Origin of the sequence: Microbacterium sp. NPDC089696 (assembly GCF_044749125.1) — a bacterium.
In the GTDB taxonomy this organism is placed as follows: Bacteria; Actinomycetota; Actinomycetes; order Actinomycetales; family Microbacteriaceae; genus Microbacterium.
In genome coordinates, this window is the sequence record NZ_JBIVHF010000001.1 from 1,466,354 (window position 1) to 1,487,002 (window position 20,649).

Annotated in this window: 17 protein-coding genes; 10 read left to right on the forward strand and 7 right to left on the reverse strand. The window is 70.2% G+C overall.

From position 1 onward, the window contains the following. Positions 1 to 58: 58 nt before the first annotated feature. Positions 59 to 1,825, reverse strand: a complete 1,767-nt coding sequence (locus ACIPY8_RS07185; RefSeq protein WP_400816486.1) for a DUF4012 domain-containing protein — start codon at positions 1,823 to 1,825, stop codon at positions 59 to 61. 86 nt (positions 1,826 to 1,911) lie between these two features. On the opposite strand from ACIPY8_RS07185, the gene ACIPY8_RS07190 reads away from it, so the two are divergent. From ACIPY8_RS07190 to ACIPY8_RS07210, 5 genes are all read left to right on the forward strand, one after another. Further along, positions 1,912 to 2,985, forward strand: a complete 1,074-nt coding sequence (locus ACIPY8_RS07190; RefSeq protein ID WP_400816488.1) for a glycosyltransferase — start codon at positions 1,912 to 1,914, stop codon at positions 2,983 to 2,985. A 140-nt stretch (positions 2,986 to 3,125) separates the two neighbouring features. Next, positions 3,126 to 5,516, forward strand: a complete 2,391-nt coding sequence (locus ACIPY8_RS07195; protein WP_400816490.1) for an FG-GAP repeat domain-containing protein — start codon at positions 3,126 to 3,128, stop codon at positions 5,514 to 5,516. 97 nt (positions 5,517 to 5,613) lie between these two features. Next, the gene (locus ACIPY8_RS07200; protein ID WP_400816492.1) at positions 5,614 to 6,516 is read left to right on the forward strand and encodes an ABC transporter permease; all 903 of its coding nucleotides are present in this window, start codon (positions 5,614 to 5,616) and stop codon (positions 6,514 to 6,516) included. Further along, a complete protein-coding gene (locus ACIPY8_RS07205; RefSeq protein ID WP_400816494.1) occupies positions 6,513 to 7,250 on the forward strand; it encodes an ABC transporter ATP-binding protein in 738 nt (245 codons plus the stop codon). Before ACIPY8_RS07200 ends, ACIPY8_RS07205 begins: the two co-directional genes overlap by 4 nt. Next, the gene (locus tag ACIPY8_RS07210) at positions 7,247 to 9,196 is read left to right on the forward strand and encodes a DUF6541 family protein (RefSeq protein ID WP_400816496.1); all 1,950 of its coding nucleotides are present in this window, start codon (positions 7,247 to 7,249) and stop codon (positions 9,194 to 9,196) included. The genes ACIPY8_RS07205 and ACIPY8_RS07210 overlap by 4 nt, the downstream gene beginning before the upstream one ends. Before the next feature lie 19 nt (positions 9,197 to 9,215). Here the strand turns inward: ACIPY8_RS07210 and ACIPY8_RS07215 are convergent, their stop codons facing one another. Next, positions 9,216 to 9,605 (reverse strand): DUF2304 domain-containing protein, encoded by a 390-nt coding sequence (locus ACIPY8_RS07215; RefSeq protein WP_400816498.1) that lies wholly within the window; start codon positions 9,603 to 9,605, stop codon positions 9,216 to 9,218. Positions 9,606 to 9,610: 5 nt separating this feature from the next. Continuing rightward, positions 9,611 to 10,297 (reverse strand): glycosyltransferase family 2 protein, encoded by a 687-nt coding sequence (locus ACIPY8_RS07220; RefSeq protein ID WP_400816500.1) that lies wholly within the window; start codon positions 10,295 to 10,297, stop codon positions 9,611 to 9,613. An 80-nt stretch (positions 10,298 to 10,377) separates the two neighbouring features. Between ACIPY8_RS07220 and ACIPY8_RS07225 the strand changes: the two genes are divergently transcribed. Genes ACIPY8_RS07225 through ACIPY8_RS07240 form a run of 4 tightly spaced genes read left to right on the forward strand, consistent with a single transcriptional unit; the run spans position 10,378 to position 14,882 of the window. Beyond that, positions 10,378 to 10,989: a DapH/DapD/GlmU-related protein gene (locus tag ACIPY8_RS07225; RefSeq protein WP_400816502.1), complete on the forward strand. Its 612-nt coding sequence runs from the start codon at positions 10,378 to 10,380 to the stop codon at positions 10,987 to 10,989. Beyond that, entirely contained in the window at positions 10,986 to 12,083 is a 1,098-nt protein-coding gene (locus ACIPY8_RS07230; RefSeq protein WP_400816504.1) for a DegT/DnrJ/EryC1/StrS family aminotransferase, read from the forward strand. The genes ACIPY8_RS07225 and ACIPY8_RS07230 overlap by 4 nt, the downstream gene beginning before the upstream one ends. Next, positions 12,083 to 13,072, forward strand: a complete 990-nt coding sequence (locus ACIPY8_RS07235) for a Gfo/Idh/MocA family oxidoreductase (RefSeq protein ID WP_400816506.1) — start codon at positions 12,083 to 12,085, stop codon at positions 13,070 to 13,072. The genes ACIPY8_RS07230 and ACIPY8_RS07235 overlap by 1 nt, the downstream gene beginning before the upstream one ends. A gap of 10 nt (positions 13,073 to 13,082) precedes the next feature. Continuing rightward, on the forward strand, positions 13,083 to 14,882 hold the full coding sequence (locus ACIPY8_RS07240) for an ABC transporter ATP-binding protein (protein WP_400816508.1): 1,800 nt from the start codon (positions 13,083 to 13,085) through the stop codon (positions 14,880 to 14,882). A gap of 43 nt (positions 14,883 to 14,925) precedes the next feature. Here the strand turns inward: ACIPY8_RS07240 and ACIPY8_RS07245 are convergent, their stop codons facing one another. The 3 genes from ACIPY8_RS07245 to ACIPY8_RS07255 are packed head-to-tail and all read right to left on the reverse strand — an operon-like array spanning position 14,926 to position 18,181. Continuing rightward, positions 14,926 to 16,008, reverse strand: coding sequence for a glycosyltransferase (locus tag ACIPY8_RS07245; RefSeq protein ID WP_400816510.1), 1,083 nt, complete (start codon positions 16,006 to 16,008; stop codon positions 14,926 to 14,928). Continuing rightward, entirely contained in the window at positions 16,005 to 17,090 is a 1,086-nt protein-coding gene (locus ACIPY8_RS07250) for a glycosyltransferase (protein ID WP_400816512.1), read from the reverse strand. Before ACIPY8_RS07250 ends, ACIPY8_RS07245 begins: the two co-directional genes overlap by 4 nt. A 35-nt stretch (positions 17,091 to 17,125) precedes the next feature. Then, on the reverse strand, positions 17,126 to 18,181 hold the full coding sequence (locus ACIPY8_RS07255) for a glycosyltransferase (protein WP_400816514.1): 1,056 nt from the start codon (positions 18,179 to 18,181) through the stop codon (positions 17,126 to 17,128). Between the two features lie 88 nt (positions 18,182 to 18,269). Here ACIPY8_RS07255 and ACIPY8_RS07260 point away from each other — a divergent pair, with 88 nt between their 5' ends. After that, positions 18,270 to 19,415, forward strand: a complete 1,146-nt coding sequence (locus ACIPY8_RS07260; protein WP_400816516.1) for an acyltransferase family protein — start codon at positions 18,270 to 18,272, stop codon at positions 19,413 to 19,415. 12 nt (positions 19,416 to 19,427) lie between these two features. Here ACIPY8_RS07260 and ACIPY8_RS07265 read toward each other — a convergent pair whose 3' ends face one another. After that, positions 19,428 to 20,648, reverse strand: a complete 1,221-nt coding sequence (locus ACIPY8_RS07265) for a hypothetical protein (protein ID WP_400816518.1) — start codon at positions 20,646 to 20,648, stop codon at positions 19,428 to 19,430. Between the last annotated feature and the right edge of the window lies 1 nt (position 20,649).

Consider the following 20,649-nt stretch of genomic DNA (forward strand, 5'->3'; position numbering starts at 1 on the left):
ATTGCAGAACCCAGATATTCCCCAGTGAGGATGAGACTACATCATCGGACCGGGAAAGTCACGAACCGCAGCGGAGATCCTCGCGGGAGATCTTCGGCGTGCGGATCATCGGGGTGTGCTCGACCTCGGTCAGCCGGTTCCCCGCGCCCTCGCCCTGGTACTCGACCGTGATCGTGGTGGACTCTCCCGGGGCGAGGAGGACCTCCTGCTGGACGGCCGACCGCGTGCCGAGGAGAGCGGTCTGCGCGCCCTCGCCCTCCTGGCCGCCCTCGTGCCCCACGAACGACGGCGTCGCGCCTTCGGGCCCGTACACCGTGATGAGCGTGCGCACGGTGCCCGGGGGGACGCCGTACGTGCCGTCGCCCGTGACGTAGGCAGGCAGGGAGGTCGCGGCGTCCGCGGGGGCGTCGTTCGTCCAGGTGACGCGCACCTGCGTCGTGGGCTCGCCGTCGCAGCGGCCGATCGATGTCGTGATCGTCGCGTCCGTGTAGTAGTCCATCTTCGCGCCCGTGGTGTCGTTGAACAGCACTCCCACGTGGCTCGTGGCGTCGTCCGCGGGGAGGGCTCCGCCGAGCTCGCTCGCCGCGAGAATCCGCTCCTCGTCCTCGTGCGCGCTCCAGATGCGGATGCGGTCCTCGTCGGCGGAGGTCGCGAGCGCGGCCACGAGATCCTTCGGCGGTGCGGCTGTCAGGGCGGCGCCGAACAGCGCGCTCGCGGCCTGCGCGAAGATCTGGTCCTGGATCGCGGGGTCGGGGATCGTCGTGTAGATCTCGGACAGCAGCAGGTCGACGATGTTGTCCTCGGTCGCGCTGAACGGCCCGAACGCGAGCGGCCCCGTGGCGGCGAGGAGGTTCTCGGTCATGACGGCGTCGACCGCGATGACGCCGTCGACCTCGGTGCCGAAACGCTGTTGCCAGCGCGCCGCGATGAGGGGAGCGGCCTCCGTGAAATCGGGGATGTTCGTGATGTTCTGCAGATAGCGACCAGGCCGGTCCTCGAACAGCGCGACCGTCGACTCGCTGAGGGGGAGAGCCTCCGTGAGCGGGGGGAAGTCGGCCGTCGACGCCTGCTGGACGAGCGAGATCCGTCCGTTCTCGGCGTGCAGCAGAGCAATGGCGCCGATGATCCCGCCGGATGACCGGAGCTCGGCGTTGTTCTGCATCGCGACGACGTAGTTCCGCGGGCCCTCGGCTCCGAGCATGCTGGGCAGCAGGGCCGAGGCGCCGTGGAGCGCGCCGACCACCGTCGACGCCTGGGTGACGGCAGAGCGCATCTCCCTCACCGCGTCGGCGAGCGGCGGAAGCGTGGCGTCCGCGTCGATGCGCAGAGCGCGGTCCACGGCCGCGCTCAGCGTTGCGCTCGCATCGGCGAGCGGAGGCTCGATCTCCGCGAACGGCGTGAGGTCGATCACACCGCCCGAGAGCCCCAGGCTCGCGAGATCCAGCGAGCCGGCGGCATCCAGCACGGGCACGAGCGCATCGGCCGCGACGTCGTCCGCGATCGCCGCGACGTCGCTCACCGCGGAGAAGTTCGGACCGAGCCACGGCACGATCCCGAACGCGTGCCACACCGGATCGGAGGTGAGGCCGTGCGCGGACTCGGCGTGGTGGGCGATGCGGTTCGACAGCGCGGTCGCCCGGTCGAGGTCGCCCTCGCCGATCGCCGTCTTGAGCTGTCCGGCCGACGTCGACACCTGCTGGAGGTCGTTCACGGCGCCGATGCCGCGGACCGTGACCCAGCCGATCGCGAGCACGAGGAGCGTCAGGATGACGCCGATGGTCCACCGCAGCCACCGGCGACGTACCGGCAGGCGTCCGTCACTCACCTCAGCATTCAAGCACGAACGGCGCGAACGGCCGAGCCCCGTCCCGCCTCCGAGGCGGGAGCGGCTGCGGACACTACTCTTGTCGCATGGGTGCTCGGCTGCGTGTTGTTCTGGATCAACTGACGCAGGTCGTCGACGCCGATCTCGCCTGGGCCGCGCTGGATCTCGCCGCCGGTCTCGTGACGACGACCCCCTCCGGCTGCGATGTGGCCGCGATCGTGCCCGCCGGTGCGGAGGACTCGGTGCCCGGTCTCGCGGAGATACGCCGACTGTCCCTCGCGCGTCGTGAGCTCGCGGCGTCCTGGCAGCTCGGACTCGTACCCGGCGTCGGCGGTGGACTCATCCACTCGGCGTCGCTCATGGCCCCGCTCGTCCGGCACGATCGCGTGCACGACAACGACCAGACCACGGTGACCGTGTGGGACCTGCGCGCATGGGAGGCGCCTGACGCGCTGCCGAAGTCGGCCGTGGCCTGGCAGAGATCGATGCTGAAGCGCGCCGTGAAGCACGCGGACGCCGTGGTCGTGCCGACGCACGCGATCGCGGAGCGCCTCGTCGACATCGCCAAGCTCCGCGACCGCATCCGCGTGATCCCCGGGGCGCCGCCCACCGGGTTCGCGGTCCCGCTCGACGCCGCGCCGCGCCGCGCCGCGCTCTCCCTCCCGACCGGTTACGTGGTCCTGACGGGGACTCCGGCGACCCTCGAGTCCGGGTTCCGTGCGGCGGTGGCCGCAGGAACGGACGCCGTCGTGCTGGACGCGCCCGAGGGCACGGAGCCGCGGCTCGCCGAGATCGCCGCGGCGGCCGGTCTCCCCGAATCGCGGGCGCACATCCGCGGCGCGCTCTCCCGGGACGACAGGGCGGCCGTCCTCGCCGCCGCCTCCGCGCTCGTCGCGACGAGCGGCCTTGCCGCCTGGCCGTGGCGCATCCTCGAGGCGATGGCGCTCGGCGTCCCCGTGGTCGCGGTCGACAGCGGAGCGCACCGCGACGTGGTGGTCGACGGCGGCTCCCTCGTGTCGAAGGAGGACCTGCCCGATGCCGTGGCCGATGCCGTCGGGGCGGGCGCACGGCGCCTCAGCGTGCTGGCGGCCGACCGTTCGCGCGCGTTCTCGTGGCAGGGTGCGGCCGAGCGCGTCTGGGGTCTGCACGCCGACCTGTGATCGCCTGAACGTCGGCTGTGGCTTGGACGACACGCCGACACGCCGGTGGTCGAAATTCGGTAACAGTGGCATCATCCCGCAACTTCCGTCACACTGGTCACATGTCTCGACGTGCCCCACGCTCTCGAAACACCATGAGGATGCCCCGAATCCTCGCCACGATCGTCGCCGTCTCGGCACTCGTGGTCGGTGTCGCCGTCCCTGCTGCGTCCGCGACCGCGGCGACGACAGCCGCGATCGGCGTGCCCGTCGCGCGTGAGGTGAAGACCAGCCTGGCCGGGTTCACGCCGGGGAACATCATCAGCGACGCCGTCCTCACGGCGAAGAACACCATGACCGAGGCGCAGATCCAGGCCTTCTTCAACAGCAAGGTCTCCCGCTGTCTCGGCGGCGCGGACAAGTACGGCCCGATCGTGTGCCTGAAGGACTTCACCATCACTTCGGTCAACCGTCCGGCCGATGCATACTGCAGCGGATACACGGGGGCGGCGAACGAGTCGGCAGCCCGGATCATCTACCGTGTCGCGCAGTCCTGCAACATCAACCCGCAGGTGCTCATCGTCATGCTCCAGAAGGAGCAGGGTCTCGTCACCCACACCTGGCCCAGCGCGAACCGCTATTGGGCTGCACTCGGTCAGGGGTGCCCGGACGGCGGCGTGCCATGCGATCCGAACTACGTCGGCTTCTTCCACCAGATCTACGGCGCCGCGCGCCAGATGCAGATCTACATGGAGGGCAAGTGGTTCACCTACTACGCGCCCGGCAAGACCTGGAACATCCGTTACAACCCGGAGATCGCGTGCGGATCCGCTCCCGTGTACGTGGCGAACCGGGCGACGTCGGCGCTGTACTACTACACGCCCTACCAGCCGAACGCCGCCGCGATGGCAGCGGGCTACGGCGAGGGCGACGGCTGCTCGGCATACGGCAACCGCAACTTCTACAACTACTTCACCGATTGGTTCGGCTCCACGCAGGTGCCCACCTTCATGACCCCGACGCTGTCGTCGACCGACCAGTCGTCGTACGTGCTCGGAGTCGACGGAAGCGGCGGCCTGTGGGGCTACCCCTTCGCCGTCAACGTGTGGGGCGACCGCAAGCAGCTCGCCAGCGGGCTCCCGGCCAACGCCTCCGTGATGATGGTCGGCGACCTCCGGGGCAGCGGCAACCGCGATGCGCTCATCCGCACACAGGGGTCCGTCTCGGTGATGCGAGGCACCGGGTCCGGGTTCAGCGCCCCGCAGCCGCTCGGCCTGGACTGGAGCGCGGTGGTGCACGCCTCCGCGGCGGGCGACATGGACGGCGACGGCATCCCCGACGTCCTCACCACGAGCACGAACGGCGATCTCACGCTGTGGCGGGGTGACGACCGCGGCGGTCTGCGCCCCGGCATCCGCGTCGGGTGGGGCTGGGCCGGGATGACGAGTCTCGTCGCCGGCATCGACCTGAACCGCGACGGGAAGAACGACGTGATCGCCCGCGACGCCGCCGGACGCCTCTGGGCCTACTACAGCGACGGCCGCGGCGGCTGGATCGGACAGGCCCAGATCGGTCAGGGCTGGGGCGGGATGACGACGATCTTCGCCGCCGGGGACTTCACGGGCGACGGCGTCGTGGACGTCGCCGCGCGCACCGCCGGTGGCGACCTCTACCTCTACCCCGGCAACGCGGTCGGCGGAATGATGGGTGGACGCAAGATCGGCAACGGCTGGCAGATCATGCCGACGCTCGCGGGAGCGGGAACCGCCGTGACCAAGCCGCGTGCGCTGCTCCCCGGAGCAGGAGACGTGGATCGCGACGGGGCGCGCGACGTCGTGGCGCTCACGGCGCAGGGGAACCTCAACCTCTACCGCGGCAACGGCGCCGGCGCGTGGCGCGGCTCGCAGCAGATCGGAAGCGGCTGGGCCGCGGGAGATCGCATGATCACGATGGGCGACTTCAACGGAGACGGCTACCGCGACCTCGGCAGGATCACCGCGAGCGGCGAGTTCTACCTGATCCCCGGCGCCGCCGGAGGCGGGTACGGCCAGCCCACGCTGATCGGCACCGGCTGGCAGTCGTTGTCGCTCATCACCGGCGGCATCGACTACGACGGCGACCGCAATCCCGACGTGATCGCCCGGAACTCCGCGGGACACCTCGTCTACTATCGCGGAGACGGCCGAGGAGGCTGGGCGAGCCAGGCGACGCAGATCGGCTTCGGGTGGACCGGGTTCACGATGGCGCTCAACGCCGGCGATTTCGACGGTGACGGCAACGCCGATCTCATCCTGCGCAGCAGCGATGCCGCACTCTGGCTGTACCCGACGAACGGTCAGGGCGGGTGGGGGACCCCCCGTCAGATCGGGTACGGATGGGGCGGCTTCACGGCGATCTTCAGCCCGGGGGACTTCGACGGCAACGGCACCCAGGACGTCCTGGCCCGATCGACCGGGGGAGACCTCTACCTGTTCCGCGGAGACGGCCGAGGCGGATGGGGCGCCAGCGGCGTGATCGGCACCGGCTGGGGCGGCTTCACCGCGCTCGGGTGACGCGCGCGCCGTGCGTGTCCTCGGGAATCGGTCAGCGGGCCGTAGGATACTGAGGTGCGTCGTGGCGCCCCGCCACCGCAGCTGAATGAGTGGGCCAGTGACAGATACCCGAGATCTTTTCGCCGTCGTCCCGCGTTCCGACTTCGAAGTCCCCGGCAAGAGCCGCGGTCTCATCGACGTCGTGCGCTGGCGCTATCTGCTCTACCTGCTGGTCCGCACCGGCGTCACGACCCGGTACCGCAACTCGGTGCTGGGCTGGACGTGGTCGTACGTGCGGCCCGGAGCGCAGTTCCTCGTGTTCTGGGTGGTTCTGGGACTCTTCCTGAGCCTCAACCGCGACATCCAGAACTATCCGGTGTACCTGTTCTCGGGCATCGTGATCATCAACCTGTTCTCCGAGGCGTACAAGAACGCGACGACGTCGATCGTGAACAACGCCCCGCTCGTGCGCAAGGTGTTCCTGCCGCGGCAGCTGTTCGCGGTGTCGGCCGTGTTCGTGGCGTTCATCCACTTCCTCCCGCAGCTGGCCCTGCTGCTGATCGTCTGCCTGTTCCTGGGCTGGATCCCCAGCGTGACGCTGCTCGGCGTCGGCGCGGCGCTCGCCGGCATGCTCATCGTGGCGTTGTTCGCCCTCGGCCTCGGGCTCTTCTTCGGCGCGATCAACGTGCGCTTCCGAGACGCGGAGAACATCGTCGAGCTGCTCCTGCTCCTCGCGACCTGGGCCTCGCCCGTGCTGTACGCCTGGACGATGGTGCAGGATGCCGTCGAGAAGCTCGGCTGGCCCGACTGGATCGTCGAACTCTACCTACTCAACCCCATCACGCAGGGCGTCGAGCTCTTCCACTACGCGTTCTGGCGCCCGGTCACCGAGGCCACGATGGCCGTGCCGCCGAACCTCGGCTGGAACACGCTGTGGGCCGCCCTGATCGCCATCGCCACTCTGCTTCTGGGACAGTTCGTCTTCCGACGTCTCGAGGGAAGGTTCGCGCAAGACCTATGAGCACTGCAACGGCAACCCGCCCCAGCATCATCGTCGACGGCGTGCGCAAGAGGTTCACCCTCAACCACGCGCTGTCGTTCAAGGACACGGTCGTCTCCTGGATCCGCCGACAGAAGACCAGCAGCACCTTCGAGGCCCTCAAAGGACTCGATCTCGTGATCAACGAGGGGGAGTCCGTCGCGATCCTCGGCCTCAACGGCTCGGGCAAGTCCACGCTCCTCAAGCTCATCTCCGGAGTCATGGAGCCCGACGACGGCGAGGTGCTCACCCGCGGCCGGGTGGCCGGGCTCATCGAGGTCGGCGCCGGCTTCCACCCGGAGCTCTCCGGTCGCGAGAACGTCTTCCTGAACGCCGCGATCCTCGGGATGCAGCGCAAGGAGGTCGAGGAACGCTACGACGACATCGTCGCGTTCAGCGAGATCGAGCAGTTCATCGACCAGGAGGTCAAGCACTACTCCTCGGGGATGTTCATGCGCCTGGCCTTCTCCGTCGCGATCCACGTCGAGCTCGACGTGCTCCTCGTCGACGAGATCCTCTCGGTGGGCGATGCGCCGTTCCGCGAGAAATGCCGACTCAAGTTCGAGGAGCTGATCGCACAGCGGAAGACCCTCGTCGTGGTCAGCCACGACATGGAGATGGTCCGTGAGCTCTGCACTCGAGGCGTGGTGATCAACAAGGGCGAAGTGATCTACGACGGGGAGATCGAGGGCGCGATCGCGCTGGTGGACGAATGATCCTCGACTGGGTCGCACAGGCGGGCGTGTTCGGGCTCGCGGTCGTCGTGCTGTTCGCGCCCGGCCTGCTGCTCGGGGCGCTGCTGCGCGTTCGCGGGCTGACCCTGTGGGCGCTCGCCCCGGCGATCTCCGTCGGCACGCTGGCCCTGCTGGCGCTCGTACTGTCGTTCGTGTCGCTGCCCTGGAACCACCTGAGCGTCGTCCTCGGAGTGCTCGTGCTCGCGGTGCCGGCGTGGCTGCTCGGACGCCTCGCCCGTCCGGAGGGGACTCGGGAGCGTGCTCCGCGGTCGACCCGCACCGCCCAGATGCTCATGGCCGCCGGCCTGCTCGTCGGCGGTGGGCTGAACGCCGCACGCCTCATGACCTACGTCGGCCGTCCTGACGCGATCTCGCAGACGAACGACGCCGTGTTCCATCTCAACGCCCTGCGCTGGATCGCCGAGACCGGCTCCGCATCGTCGCTCGATCTGTCGGGGCTGATCGGGGCGTCGTCGTTCTACCCGGCGGCCTGGCATGCCGTCGCCTCGCTGGTCGCGTTCGACGTCGATCTGATCCCCGTGGCCGTCAACATGGTGGCCCTCGTGATCGCGGCCATCGTCTGGCCTCTCGGCATCGCGTTCCTCGCCCGCGTGGTCGTCCGCGACAGCGCACGGATCGTCGCGCTGGCCGCCGCGCTCTCCGCCGGGCTCATGGCCTTCCCGCAGCTCATGTTCGAGTGGGGCGTCCTCTATCCCTACGCCCTCTCGCTGGCGATCGTGCCGGCCGTCATCGGGGCGACGGTCCAGCTGTGCCGCACGTGGGGGAGCACGAGCGGGTCGCGGCGTCTCGCCGTGGCCGGCGCCCCCGCCCTCGTCATCCTCCTCGGCCTGATCGCCGTGGTCCTGTCGCAGCCGTCGACGATCCTCGTCTGGGGTCTCCTCGTGATGCTGTGGGGCACGGGAACGGCGCTGTTCGGCGGCTCCGGTCGCCCGCGCCCTCCGATCGTCGCCCTGCTCGTCGCCGGCTGGGTCGCCCTCGCGGTGGTATGGGCCGCGCTCGCCTACCTCGCGGGTCCCGTGCTGTGGCGCTCGTACCGCGGAGTGCCCGGTGCGGCTCTCGACGTGCTGCTCAACAGCCACTCGCTGCTGCCCGCCGCTCCGCTTATCAGCGCCCTGCTCGTCGTCGGCCTCGTGATCGCCGTCCGCGATCGGCGTCTGCTGTGGTTCGCGGCGGCGTGGGCGGTCGTGTCCGTGCTGTACGTCGTCGCGGTCGGGACCGACCTCCCCGTGGTCAAGCGCGCGCTGACCGGTCCCTGGTACGGCGACTCATTCCGCATCGCCTCGATCGTGCCGATCGTGGTGATCCCGCTCGCCGTCATCGGCCTCGACGGGCTGATCCGCTGGCTGTCCGCGCGGCGCTGGACGCTCACCGCCGGGCGCGGCCGGGGGATGACCGCCGTCGCCGTCGCCGTCACGGCGATCGTCGGCATCGCCCTGGTGGCGATCGCACCCGTGGTCCTGCTGCGCGTTGCCTCGGAGACCGACGAGCAGTCGCGCTACGCGATGGACGGCGACAGCTATCTGTCGCAGGACGAGTACGACCTCCTCGTCCGCCTTCCCGAGCTCCTCCCGGAGGACGCCGTCCTCATCGCCAACCCGTCGACCGGTGCGGCGTTCGCCTACGTGCTGGGCGAACGGGACATCATCCCACGCACGTGGTCGCCGCCGCAGTCCGACGCGTGGGACGTGATCTCGGCGGACCTGCGCGACGCGGGGGACGACCCCGCCGTCTGCGAGGCACTCGCGGCGTACGGAGCTCCCGGGTACGTGCTGGACTTCGGCATCGGCGGGACACGTCCCGGCGAGTACCTGATGCCGGGTATGACCGACTTCGACGGCCGGCCGGGATTCGAGGAGATCGCTCGCGAGGGCGACGCCAGCCTCTGGCGGATCACGGCCTGCGACTGACCCCGGCGACCGGCGAGGGTCAGCGGCCTGAGCCGCTCTCGGGGCCGTCGCTCGGCGCCTTCTCCGCGGCGTCGGCCGGCTCGCTGCCCGAGGCCTGCAGGAGGGCGAGCTTGCGCGCGAGGAGCGTGAGCCGACGCTGTTGGGCGGCGTTCCGCCGCGACTGCGTGTAGACGAAGACGAGGAACATCAGGATCAGCGCGTACAGCAGCAGATCGGTGCCTCGGCCGACGCCGATCAGGTTGGCGACCCACGTGAGCCACTGCGGGAACAGGATCGACAGCACCGCGGCGAGGACGAAGACCCCGAACAGGAGGCGACGGATCGCGAGGTGGCTGTCGGCGCCGGTGCGTCGCATGAAGAAGGCGCCGATGGCGACGACGCCGACGATGAGCAGGATCTGGATCCACATGGCGTTCACCGGACGACCAGGTCGACGAGGATGTTGACGGAGTTGAGCACCGATTGGCCCTTCGATTTCGAGTAGTCGGTGTACAGGAGCTCGACGGGATGCTCGATCCACTGCAGCCCGGTGTGACCGAGCTGCAGCACGATCTCGGTCGCGTGCGCCATGCGATCCTGCTTGAGCTGCACCTGGGCGGCGGCATCGCGGCGGATCACGCGCAGACCGTTGTGCGCATCGGTCAGCTTGATGCTCGTGGTGAGGTTGGTGACCCACACGGCCGTCTTCAGGATCACGCGCTTGATCCAGCCCGGCTTGGTGCGATCGTCGAGGAACCGCGAGCCGAACACGATGGCCGCACCGGCGGCGCGGGCGGCGGCGACCATGTCGCGCGCGTCCTCGACGCGGTGCTGCCCGTCGGCGTCGAAGGTCACGATGTACTCGCACTCCGGCCGCGACACGGCGTAGTCGATGCCGGTCTGGAGCGCGGCTCCCTGACCGAGGTTGATCGGATGCTCGATCACGATCGCCCCGGCGCGGCGGGCGGCCTCGGCGGATCCGTCGGTCGAGCCGTCGTCGATGCAGACGACGTGCGGGAAGGAGGGGAGGAGCCCCTCGATCACACCCGCGATCACGGTGGCCTCGTTGTACAGCGGGACGACGATCCACGTGTGCGGATCGGGGAGGGGTGGCGTGGTCACCCGTCTATCCTCTCAGGAATCGTGAGAGCGAGCAGATAGGATGAGTGAATCCCACTTCCCTGTTGCGAGGAGATACCCGTATGGGCTCACCGTCCGGTGTGCGAATCGTCGATTCCGCAGATGTGTCCCCCGAGGCGACGATCGGCTCCGGAAGCTCGATCTGGCATCTCGCCCAGGTGCGGGAGGGAGCTCGCCTCGGTGAGAACTGCATCATCGGGCGTGGAGCCTACGTCGGGACGGGCGTCGAGATGGGCGACAACTGCAAGGTGCAGAACTACGCCCTCGTGTACGAGCCCGCGAAGCTCGCCGACGGCGTGTTCATCGGTCCGGCGGTCGTGCTGACCAACGACACCTACCCGCGCGCGATCAACGCCGACGGCACGATCAAGAGCGCCCACGACTGGGAGCCCGTCGGGGTGACCATCGAGCGCGGCGCCGCGATCGGCGCGCGCTCCACCTGCGTCGCCCCCGTGACGATCGGCGCCTGGGCGACGGTCGCCGCCGGCGCGGTCGTCGTGAAGGACGTCCCGGCCTACGCCCTCGTCGCCGGGGTCCCCGCGCGTCGCATCGGCTGGGTCGGCGAGTCCGGCGTGCCGCTGACGCCGGGCGACGACGACAAGACCTGGGTCTGCCCGACGACGGGCGACCGCTACATCGAGACCGACGGAACACTGACCAAGGAGACCGTGTGAGCGAGTTCATTCCCCCCGCAAAGCCCATCATCGGCGACGAGGAGCGTGAGGCCGTCGACCGCGTGCTCCGCAGCGGCATGGTCGCACAGGGGCCCGAGGTCGCCACGTTCGAGCAGGAGTTCTCGGCGCACTTCGTGCCCGGCCGTCCCTCGGTCGCCGTCAACTCGGGCACGGCGGGTCTGCACCTGGGCCTGCTCGCCGCGGGCGTCGGCGCGGGCGACGAGGTCATCGTCCCCTCGTTCACGTTCGCCGCGACCGGCAACTCGGTCGCGCTGACCGGCGGCACCCCGGTGTTCGTCGACATCGAGCCCGACACGTTCTCGCTCGACCCCGAGGCCGTCGCCGCCGCGATCACGCCCAGGACCAAGGGCATCCTGCCCGTGCACCTGTACGGCCACCCGGCGCGCATGCGCGAGCTCGAGGCGCTGGCCGCCGAGCGCGGGGTCGCCCTGTACGAGGACGCGGCTCAGGCGCACGGCGCCTCGCTCGACGGACGCCCCGTGGGCTCCTTCGGCGAGTTCGCGATGTTCAGCCTCTACCCGACCAAGAACATGACGAGCGGCGAGGGCGGCATGGTCACGACCGCGACCGACGAGATCGCCCGTCGTGTCCGGCTGCTGCGCAACCAGGGCATGGAGCGCCAGTACGAGAACGAGGTCATCGGGTTCAACGCCCGCATGACCGACATCCACGCCGCGATCGGCCGCGTGCAGCTCACCAAGGTCGACGCGTGGACGAAGACCCGCCAGCAGAACGCGGCGTTCCTCGACGCGAACCTGCAGGGCGTGGTCGTGCCGCCCGTCGCCGACGGCGCCGTGCACGTCTACCACCAGTACACGGTGCGCGTGCCCGAGGACCGCGACGGCTTCGTCGCCGCGCTCAAGAGCGAGCACAACGTCGGTGCGGGCGTCTACTACCCGATCCCGAACCACCGTCTGCCGTCGCTCGCGCACTTCGCGCCGGGCCTCGACCTGCCCGAGACCGAGCGCGCGGCCCGTGAGGTCGTCTCGCTGCCCGTGCACCCGTCGCTGTCGCAGGACGACCTCGAGCGCATCGTCGCCGCGGTGAACACCGTCGCGGGAGCGGGCGCCTGATGGCCGCTGCGCTGCGCGCCGGACTGCTCGGCGTCGGGATGATGGGACGCAACCACGCCCGCGTCCTGCGCGACGTCGAGGGCATCGACCTCGTCGCGATCGCCGACCCGGGCGGCGACCCGCACAAGGTCGCCGGCGACCTGGAGATCCTCCCCGACATCGAGTCGCTCATCGCCGCGGGCATCGACATCGCCGTGGTGGCGGTGCCGACCGCGTTCCACGAGGACGCCGCGCTCAAGCTGGCCGACGCCGGGGTGCACACCCTGGTCGAGAAGCCGATCGCGCACACCGTGGAGGCGGGCCGTCGGATGACCGACGCGTTCGCGTCCAAGGGTCTCGTCGGCGCGGTCGGACACGTCGAGCGGTTCAACCCCGCACTGCAGGAGATGCGCCGTCGCCTCGAGGCGGGGGAGCTCGGCGACGTCTACCAGATCGCGACGCGCCGACAGAGCACCTTCCCGGCGCGCATCGCCGACGTCGGCGTCGCGAAGGACCTCGCCTCGCACGACATCGACCTCACGAGCTGGGTCGCGCAGAGCGAGTACACCACGGTGTTCGCGCAGACCGCGCACAAGAGCGGCCGCGAGTTCGAGGACATGATCACGGTCACCGGTCGCCTCGCGAACGGCGTCATCGTGAACCACCTCGTGAACTGGCTGTCCCCGATGAAGGAGCGCGTCACGGTCGTCACCGGCGATCGCGGCACGTTCATCGCCGACACGTCGACCGGCGACCTGACTTTCTATGCGAACGGCACGATCCCGCTCGAGTGGGAGTCGATGCTCGCGTTCCGCGGCGTCTCGGAGGGCGACATCACCCGCTACTCCTTCGCCAAGCGCGAGCCGCTGCGCGTCGAGCACGAGTCGTTCCGCGACGCCGTCCTCGGCAAGCCCAACCACGTCGTCACGATGGAGCAGGGCCTGCGCACGCTCGAGGTGGTCGAGGGCGCGCTCGCGTCCGCGACCTCCGGCACGTCCGTCAGCTTCTGATCGCGAGAACATGAAACGCATCTGGCCGGTCCTCAAGGACCTCCTTCCGCTCCTCCCGACGGGGGCGCAGCGGTACTTCGTCGGCTACATGATCGCCACGACGCTGATCACGGCGCTCGACGTCATCGCGATGTCGCTCCTCGCCGTCATCATCGGACCCGCACTCGCGGGCGGGACGCTCACGCTGCCCGTGATCGGCGAGGTCACGGCCGAGATGGCGCCGATGTTCGTGCTGGGCGCGTGCGGTCTCATCATCCTGAAGTCCGTCCTGTCGATCCTCCTGCACTGGTTCGCGACCCGTCGCTTCGCCCGCTACGAGCTGGAGATCGGCGACCGGATGTTCAAGGCGTACATCAACTCCAGCTGGGAGGAGCGCTCGAAGCGCACGGTGGCCGAGATCACCCGCATCGCCGACGGCGGCATCGCCAACACGATGTCGGGCTTCCTGCTGCCGCTCATGCGCGTCCCGAGCTCGATCTTCACGTTCGTGCTGATCATCGCCGTGCTGCTCGTCGTCGACCCCATCACCGCGATCATCGCGCTGGTCTACCTGACGCTCGTCGCGTTCGTGGTGCACCAGGTCGTCACGAAGCGCGCGCTGGAGGCGGCGACCGTCAATCGCAACTACAGCTACCGCGTCGCGATCCTCATGACGGAGATGATGGAGGCGCTCAAGGAGCTCAGCCTGCGCAACCGTCTCGCCGACGTCGCCCAGCTCGTCACCGACAGCCGTCACCACTCGGTGCGCGCCCGGGCCAACTCGTCGTTCCTCGGGGTCATCCCGAGCTTCGCGTTCGAGGCGGCGCTGATCGGCGGCGTCGTGATCATCGGCACCGCGTCGTTCCTCCAGGGCGGTCTCACCGCCGCGCTGTCGTCCGTCGCGCTGTTCGCCGCCACCGGCTTCCGCCTGATCCCGGCGATCACCGGCATCCAGGGCGGCATCGTGCAGGGTGTCGCGAGCATCCCCTCCGCCACCGATGTGATCGGCGACCTCACCGCGGCCGAGAAGGACATGGCGGTCTCGCAGACCCCCGCGGACACCGCGGAGCTCGCCGAGAACCCGCGTCGTCTCACGCTCTCGGACGTGCACTTCCGCTACCCGAAGGCGGAGGAGGACGTGATCCGCGGGCTGTCGGTCGACATCCCGCTGGGCAGCTCGCTCGGTATCGTCGGGCCCTCCGGCGCCGGGAAGTCGACCCTGATCGACCTGCTCCTGGGTCTCAGTCAGTCGACCTCCGGGGCGATCACGATCGACGGCGCGCCGCTCGCCAGCGTGCTCCGCCAGTGGCGCGGACGCGTGGGCTACGTGCCGCAGCGCGTCGCGCTCTTCGACGCCTCGATCGCGCAGAACGTGGCTCTGACCTGGACCGACGAGATCGATCGCGACCGGGTCGAGTACGCGCTGGAGCGCGCACAGCTCGGTTCGCTGGTGCGGTCGCGGGCGAACGGCATCGACGAGCGCATCGGCGAGCGAGGCGTCTCGCTGTCGGGCGGCCAGCAGCAGCGCCTGGGCATCGCCCGCGCTCTGTACACCGATCCGCTCGTGCTCGTGCTCGACGAGGCGACGAGCTCCCTCGACACCAAGACCGAGGACGAGGTCACGAAGGCCATCCGCTCTCTGCAGGGCGAGGTGACGCTGATCTCCGTCGCGCACCGACTGTCGACCATCAAGGACTACGACCGCATCTGCTACATGGACGACGGCGTGATCGCCGCGCAGGGCACCTTCCTCGAGGTCGCGTCCTCGCTGCCGGCCTTCGCCGAGCAGGTCGTGCTCGCCGGACTCGCGGGAGAGCTCGACCGCAAGTAGGTCCGGGACCCGATCGGGTGATCCTCCGGCTGCCGCCGGAGGATCACCCGATCGCGTCGGTGCGGTTCGCCGCGCGGAAGAGCCGCGCCATCGCCTGCGGATGCAGCGACAGCAGCGGATTCGGCGTGAGCAGGGCGCCGAACGAGCGCTGGTTCCAGCGGTCGTTCGCGAGGACCCCGATGCGGGCGACGTCCGGAGCGGGGGAGAAGGCCTCGGCGATGATGCGGTGATCGACGCGTGAAAGCAGGCGGAGAGCGCGCGGCGCGAGCGCCTCGAGTCGGTCGAGGACGCGTCGCAGCGCCGCCTGGTGGGCGACGAGCTCCTCCGTGCTCGTCGCGCGCACGCCGATCGCGCTGAGGAACTGGATGCGCAGGAGCTTGACGACCACGGCGGTGCGCGCGCGCGGACGCAGCTCGCGGAACCATGCCGCGTCCTCGAGGCCGGAGAGGAACGCGAAGTCGTCCTCCACCGGACGCGGGGTGAAGGTCACGCGATCCTTCTCGTCCTCGTGGCCGACGTACGCCGGGCCGTCGATGTCCACCGCGATCCGATGCCCGCGGAACCAGAGCTCGGCGGTGAGCGCGATGTCCTCTCCGGAGGAGAGCCCCTCGGCGAAGCGGAGGTGCCCGAACCGCGCGCGGTCGATGAGACCGAGAGGCGCGCTGCGATACGCGAGACGGTCGCGCGCGGCGTCCAGGCGACGGGAACGGCGGCCGCCGCGCACGGGCGGGAGGGGGTTGTTGTGCCGGCCGACGATCACGATCTTCGGGATCACGGTGCTCGCCCCGGTCTCGCGCTGCACGCGGAGCCAGGAGTCGAGGGCGCCCGGCGCGAACTCGTCGTCGGAGCCCAGAAGAGCGACGAACGGCGCCGTCGACGTCGCGAAGCCGAGGTTCATGGGGCCGGCGGGCGAGCGGATGCCGTCCTGAAGGTCCAGCAGGAGGACCCGCTCGTCGTCGGCGCGGTCGCCGAGGTTGTCGCGGATGATCGCGGGGTCGATGTTGTGCGCGACGACGATCACGCGCACGGGCGCCGCGGTCCCGTCGAGCACAGAGGCGACGGCGCGGCGGATCGGACGGGTGGCCGAGTGGACGGCGATCGTCACGTCCACGGCGGGGGAAGTCACAGCTGCCCCCGTCGCTGCGATCGTGCGCCGGCGAACAGGGTGCGCAGCGGGGCCTGCCGGTGGAGGGCGAACAACGGGTTCCGCGGGAGCTGGGCGCCGAGCGACAGGTAGATCCAGCGTCGGCCGAGGAGCTCGCGGACGCGCTGCGCATCGGGGGATCCGACCCGCAGCGCGTCGATCACGCGGCGGTCGGCGGAGGACAGCACGGACAGCACGCCCGGCGCCCAGCCGCACACGCGGTCGAGCACCGACAGGAGGTCGGACGAGACGGCGGCGATGCCGGGGTCGTCGAGGCGCGCGGCGACGGCGTCGAAGAAATGGATGCGGACGAGCTTGACCGCGAGCGCGTGCAGATCGGAGCGCGATGCGTTCGGGAACCAGTCCGTCTGCTCGATCGTGTCCAGGAAGGCGAAGTCGGCGTCCACGCTGCGCGGAGCCGAGGTCACGCGGTCGTCGACGTCGTCGTGACCCACGTACGGCGGCCCGTAGAGGTCGTAGGCCACGCTGTCCGCGGTGATCCAGAGGGTCGCGGAGTACGCGAGGTCCTCCCCGGAGGCGAGTCCCTCGGCGAACCGCAGATCGCCGAAGCGCGACCTGTCGACGAGTCCCAGGGGAGCGCTGCGGTAGTGCAGGCGATCGCGATCCGCACGGAGACCGGTCGTCCGTGTCCCGGAGCGCACCGGCGGGTACGGGTCGGGGCCGCCGGTCACGAGTCGGATGCGTCCGATCACGGCCTGCGCGCCCGTGCGGCGCTGGAGGGCCAGCCAGGAGTCGATCGCGCCCGGGGCGAACTCGTCGTCGGAGCCCAGCAGGGAGTGGAACGGCGCCGTGGCCTCCTGCATCCCGAGGTTCATGGGCCCGGCGGGGGAGGGGATGCCGTCCCGCAGCGACAGGAGCCGCACCGCGGGGTGCTCGGCCCAGTCGCCGAGGTTGGTCCGGATGATCTCCGGGTCGATGTTGTGCGCCACCACGGTCACGCGGACCGGAGCCTTCGTGCCGTTCACGACGGAGGCGACGGCGCGGGCGATCGGACGGGTGGCGGAGTGGACGGCGATCGTGACGTCGACGAGTGGAGAGTGCATACCGAGTCGATGCTATCGCGCGCCGTGCGGCTCCCCTACGGGAGCATGTCCCGCAGCGTGCGGTACGGCGCCTGCCGGTGCAGGGACAGCAGCGGATTCGCGGTGAGCCGCGCATCGAAGCCTCCACCCCACCGGGCGCCGACGTGCGCGAGGATGCGCTCGGACGAGGGGGCGTCGGAGGCGAGCTCGCGGAGCACCTTCCGGTCCGCCCGTGCGAGCAGCGCGGTCGCGCCGGGGGACATGCGCTCGATGCGGTCGGCGATCGCCAGCAGGTCCGCCGCATACGCCTCGATGCCCCCGGGGGCGTCGAGGCGGGCGACGACGGCGTCCATCAGGTGCACGCGCAGGTTCTTCACGCCGAACGCGCGGCGCAGCGACACCGGAGCCGTCGAGTACCACGGACGTGCCGCCACGATGTCGAGGAACGCGAAGTCCTCGGCGAGGGGGCGCAGGACGCGTGTCACCCGATCGTCGGCATCGTCGTGACCGAAGTAGGCGGGCCCCGTGCGCGCGTACGCGATGCGCGACCCGGTGAACCACAGCTCCGCGGTGAACTCCAGGTCCTCGCCCGACGTGAGTCCCGGTGTGAAGCGCAGGTCCGGGAACCGGGTTCTGTCGATCAGTCCGAGGGGCATGCACCGGTAGGAGAGCCGATCGCGCTCGGGGTCGAGGTCGCGCGTGCGGCCGCGACGCGTCGGAGGGGTGGGCTCGAGCCTCTCCTCGACCCGCACGCGGGGGATCACTGTCGTCGCGCCCGTGGAGCGCGCGATCCCCAGCCAGGAGTCGATCGCGCCGGGGTCGAGCTCGTCGTCGGAGCCGAGCACGGAGAAGTAGGGTGCCTCGGCGGCCGCGATCCCGTGGTTCATGGGCCCGGCCGGGGAGGGGATGCCGTCCTGCAGCGGGAGGAGCCGCACCGCGGGGTGCTCCGCGAGGTCGCCGAGGCGGTCGGCGATCCCGTCCGGATCCGTGTTGTGCGCGACGACGGTCACGCGCACATCCGCCTCGTTCGCGAGCACCGAGGCGGCGGCGCGACGGATCGGGCGGCTCGGCGTGTGCACGGGGATGATCACGTCCACGTCGGGGTGCGGCATGTGATCGATCCTATCCGTGCCTCGCACGGCGGCCCGGCGCGGGCGGGTATCCTGGGCAGGCCCCTCCCGCCGACCGGAAGCAGTACGCGTGCACGCTGAATCGACCCTCGCTCAGCCGACCGAGCGACTCGACTCTCTGACCGGACTGCGGTGGTGGGCTGCTTTCGCGGTCTTCCTGTACCACATGCACGTCTTCGCGCCGCTGCCGGGGCCGATCACCACGGTCCTCCTGAACGGCTACCTCGGCGTCACGTTCTTCTTCGTGCTGTCCGGGTTCGTGCTGACCTGGTCGGCGCGGCCGAACCTCCCCGTGTCGACGTTCTACTGGCGGCGCTTCGCACGGATCTGGCCCGCGCACATGGCGGCGCTCCTGCTCGCGATCCCGGTCTTCTACACGATCTTCGCGGTCCCCGAGGGGAGCTTCCTGAAGCCGTTCGACCTCGGCATCCTGCTGCTCTCGGTCGTGGTGCTGCAGGCGTGGTGGTCGAACCCCATGATCCTGTTCTCGGGCAACCCCGCGGCGTGGACCCTCACCTGCGAGGCGTTCTTCTACGCGCTCCACCCGTGGATCTCCCGCGTGCTGGTCCCGATGGCCAAGCGCGGAGCGCTGCTCCTGGGGGCGGGGGTCGTGCTGTACGCGTTCGTGTACCGGGTGGTCGTCCTCGTCTTCCCCGAGACCGGCCTCGCCGTCGTGCCCGTGCCCGTGCAGCGGCTGCCGGAGTTCGTGCTCGGGATGGCGCTCGCGTGGGCGATGCGCTCGGGCTGGCGTCCGCGCATCCACCCGATCGTCGGCATCGGCTCGATGGCCGCGGTGATCGGATTGCTCCTGTTCTCCGGACGCCTGATCGGCGACGGGCCGGTCACGGTCGTGCTCCGTGGACTCACGAACGAGTTCTTCACGATCGCCTGCGGACTCGCGATCGTCGCCCTCGCGAGTCACGCGCTGCGCGGCAAGCGCCTGTGGTTCGCATCGCGCTGGCAGGTGCGTCTGGGCGAGTGGTCGTTCGCGTTCTACCTCGTCCACGCGACGTTCATCTACCTCGCGCTGCGGATCTTCGGCTACCAGGAAGCCTCATGGCGCAACCTCCTGTGGTTCGCCGTGCTGTTCGTCGTCGACCTCGTCGCGGCGTGGGCTCTGCACACGTTCGTCGAACGCACTCTCGAGAAGCGGATGCGCCGGTGGAAGGACGCACGAGACCGGGCGCGCGGCACGGTCGGCATCGCCTCCGCGTGAACGGCTGATCGCTCAGGCGGAGCTGCGGATCCACTCGGAGAGCAGGACCTCCGCGCTGCGGGCGCCCGAGTGCACGGCCTCGACGTAGCGCGGGCCGGCGGCGGCGGCGGCGCGCGCCCTGTCGGGATCGGCGAGGAGACCGGCGACCACGTCGTGGAGGGAGTCGGGGTCGGCCTCGACGATCGGAAGCGGCATGCCGATCTCCGCCTCGATGCGCTCCCGGATCCCTGGCAGCACGTGGCCGATCACGACGCGTCCTGCGGCCATCGCCTCGCACGCGGCGACGCCGTAGGACCCGAGACGGAACTGGTCGAGCACGATGTCCGCTCCGGCGAGGAGATCCGGCATGCGGTCCGAGCTGACCCCGGTCACGAGCCGGTAGTCCACACGGCCGGCGTCGACGAGCGGCGCGAGGGCCGGCTCGATGAGGTGGCTGCCCTTCTGCACGGCGGAGCTCGACGAGTGGATGATGCGAGGGGTGCCGCCGGACAGGGCGGCGCGGTCGGTCCGGAAGCGCTGCACGTCGATCACGACGGGGCACCACGACGCCCACGGCAGCTCGTCCAGCAGGTCGGGGGTCGACACGAAGGTGGGACGGCGCAGTCGCGTGAGGAGGGCGAGGTTCTCGTCGGCGTCGGCCTGGAGGACCTCCGTGCGCGGATCCTCGGGGTACGGCGACCAGGGGGTGCGGCGCGCGTGCTCGCGCGGATTGCGGATGTCGGTGCCGTGGCTGAGGAAAGCGACCGAGACCCCGGCCGCGTCCAGGGCCTCGACCTCGGCGGCGATATCGCGATCGAAGAGTCTGCCGAAGAGCGGACGCTCGGCCTCGATGAGCACGTGCGAGAACCGCTGGACGGCGGCCCACTCGCCCTCCTGCCACGTTGCCGACGATGTGGCCGCGACGGGCACCGAGGTGTCGGCCGCGAAGGAGTAGCCGCCGGGGATGACGATCTCCATGTTCCGGGCCTGCACGGTCGGATCGGCCTGTTCGAGAGCCCGTGCCCACCGGAAGCCCTGTCCGGAGTAATTCGTGGGTCCGATGAACACGCGGACGGCGGCGTCGGGCACCTCCGTGACGGGGGCGCTGCCGCCGCCGAGAGCGCGATGCGCGAGACGGCCGATGAGTCCGTCGGGGTCACGCGCGGCCGAGTCCAGCATCCGGTTCACCCAGCGGGGGAGCTTCGAACGGTTCCGGACGATCCGGTCGGCCACGGCATTGATCCACGCCCGCATG

Coding starts and splice junctions, on each gene's coding strand:
- ACIPY8_RS07190 (WP_400816488.1), top strand. CDS start 1,912: ATGGGTGCTCGGCTGCGTGTTGTTCTGGATCAACTGACGCAGGTCGTC.
- ACIPY8_RS07195 (WP_400816490.1), top strand. CDS start 3,126: ATGCCCCGAATCCTCGCCACGATCGTCGCCGTCTCGGCACTCGTGGTC.
- ACIPY8_RS07205 (WP_400816494.1), top strand. CDS start 6,513: ATGAGCACTGCAACGGCAACCCGCCCCAGCATCATCGTCGACGGCGTG.
- ACIPY8_RS07210 (WP_400816496.1), top strand. CDS start 7,247: ATGATCCTCGACTGGGTCGCACAGGCGGGCGTGTTCGGGCTCGCGGTC.
- ACIPY8_RS07215 (WP_400816498.1), bottom strand. CDS start 9,605: ATGTGGATCCAGATCCTGCTCATCGTCGGCGTCGTCGCCATCGGCGCC.
- ACIPY8_RS07225 (WP_400816502.1), top strand. CDS start 10,378: ATGGGCTCACCGTCCGGTGTGCGAATCGTCGATTCCGCAGATGTGTCC.
- ACIPY8_RS07235 (WP_400816506.1), top strand. CDS start 12,083: ATGGCCGCTGCGCTGCGCGCCGGACTGCTCGGCGTCGGGATGATGGGA.
- ACIPY8_RS07240 (WP_400816508.1), top strand. CDS start 13,083: ATGAAACGCATCTGGCCGGTCCTCAAGGACCTCCTTCCGCTCCTCCCG.
- ACIPY8_RS07250 (WP_400816512.1), bottom strand. CDS start 17,090: ATGCACTCTCCACTCGTCGACGTCACGATCGCCGTCCACTCCGCCACC.
- ACIPY8_RS07255 (WP_400816514.1), bottom strand. CDS start 18,181: ATGCCGCACCCCGACGTGGACGTGATCATCCCCGTGCACACGCCGAGC.
- ACIPY8_RS07265 (WP_400816518.1), bottom strand. CDS start 20,648: ATGCGGGCGTGGATCAATGCCGTGGCCGACCGGATCGTCCGGAACCGT.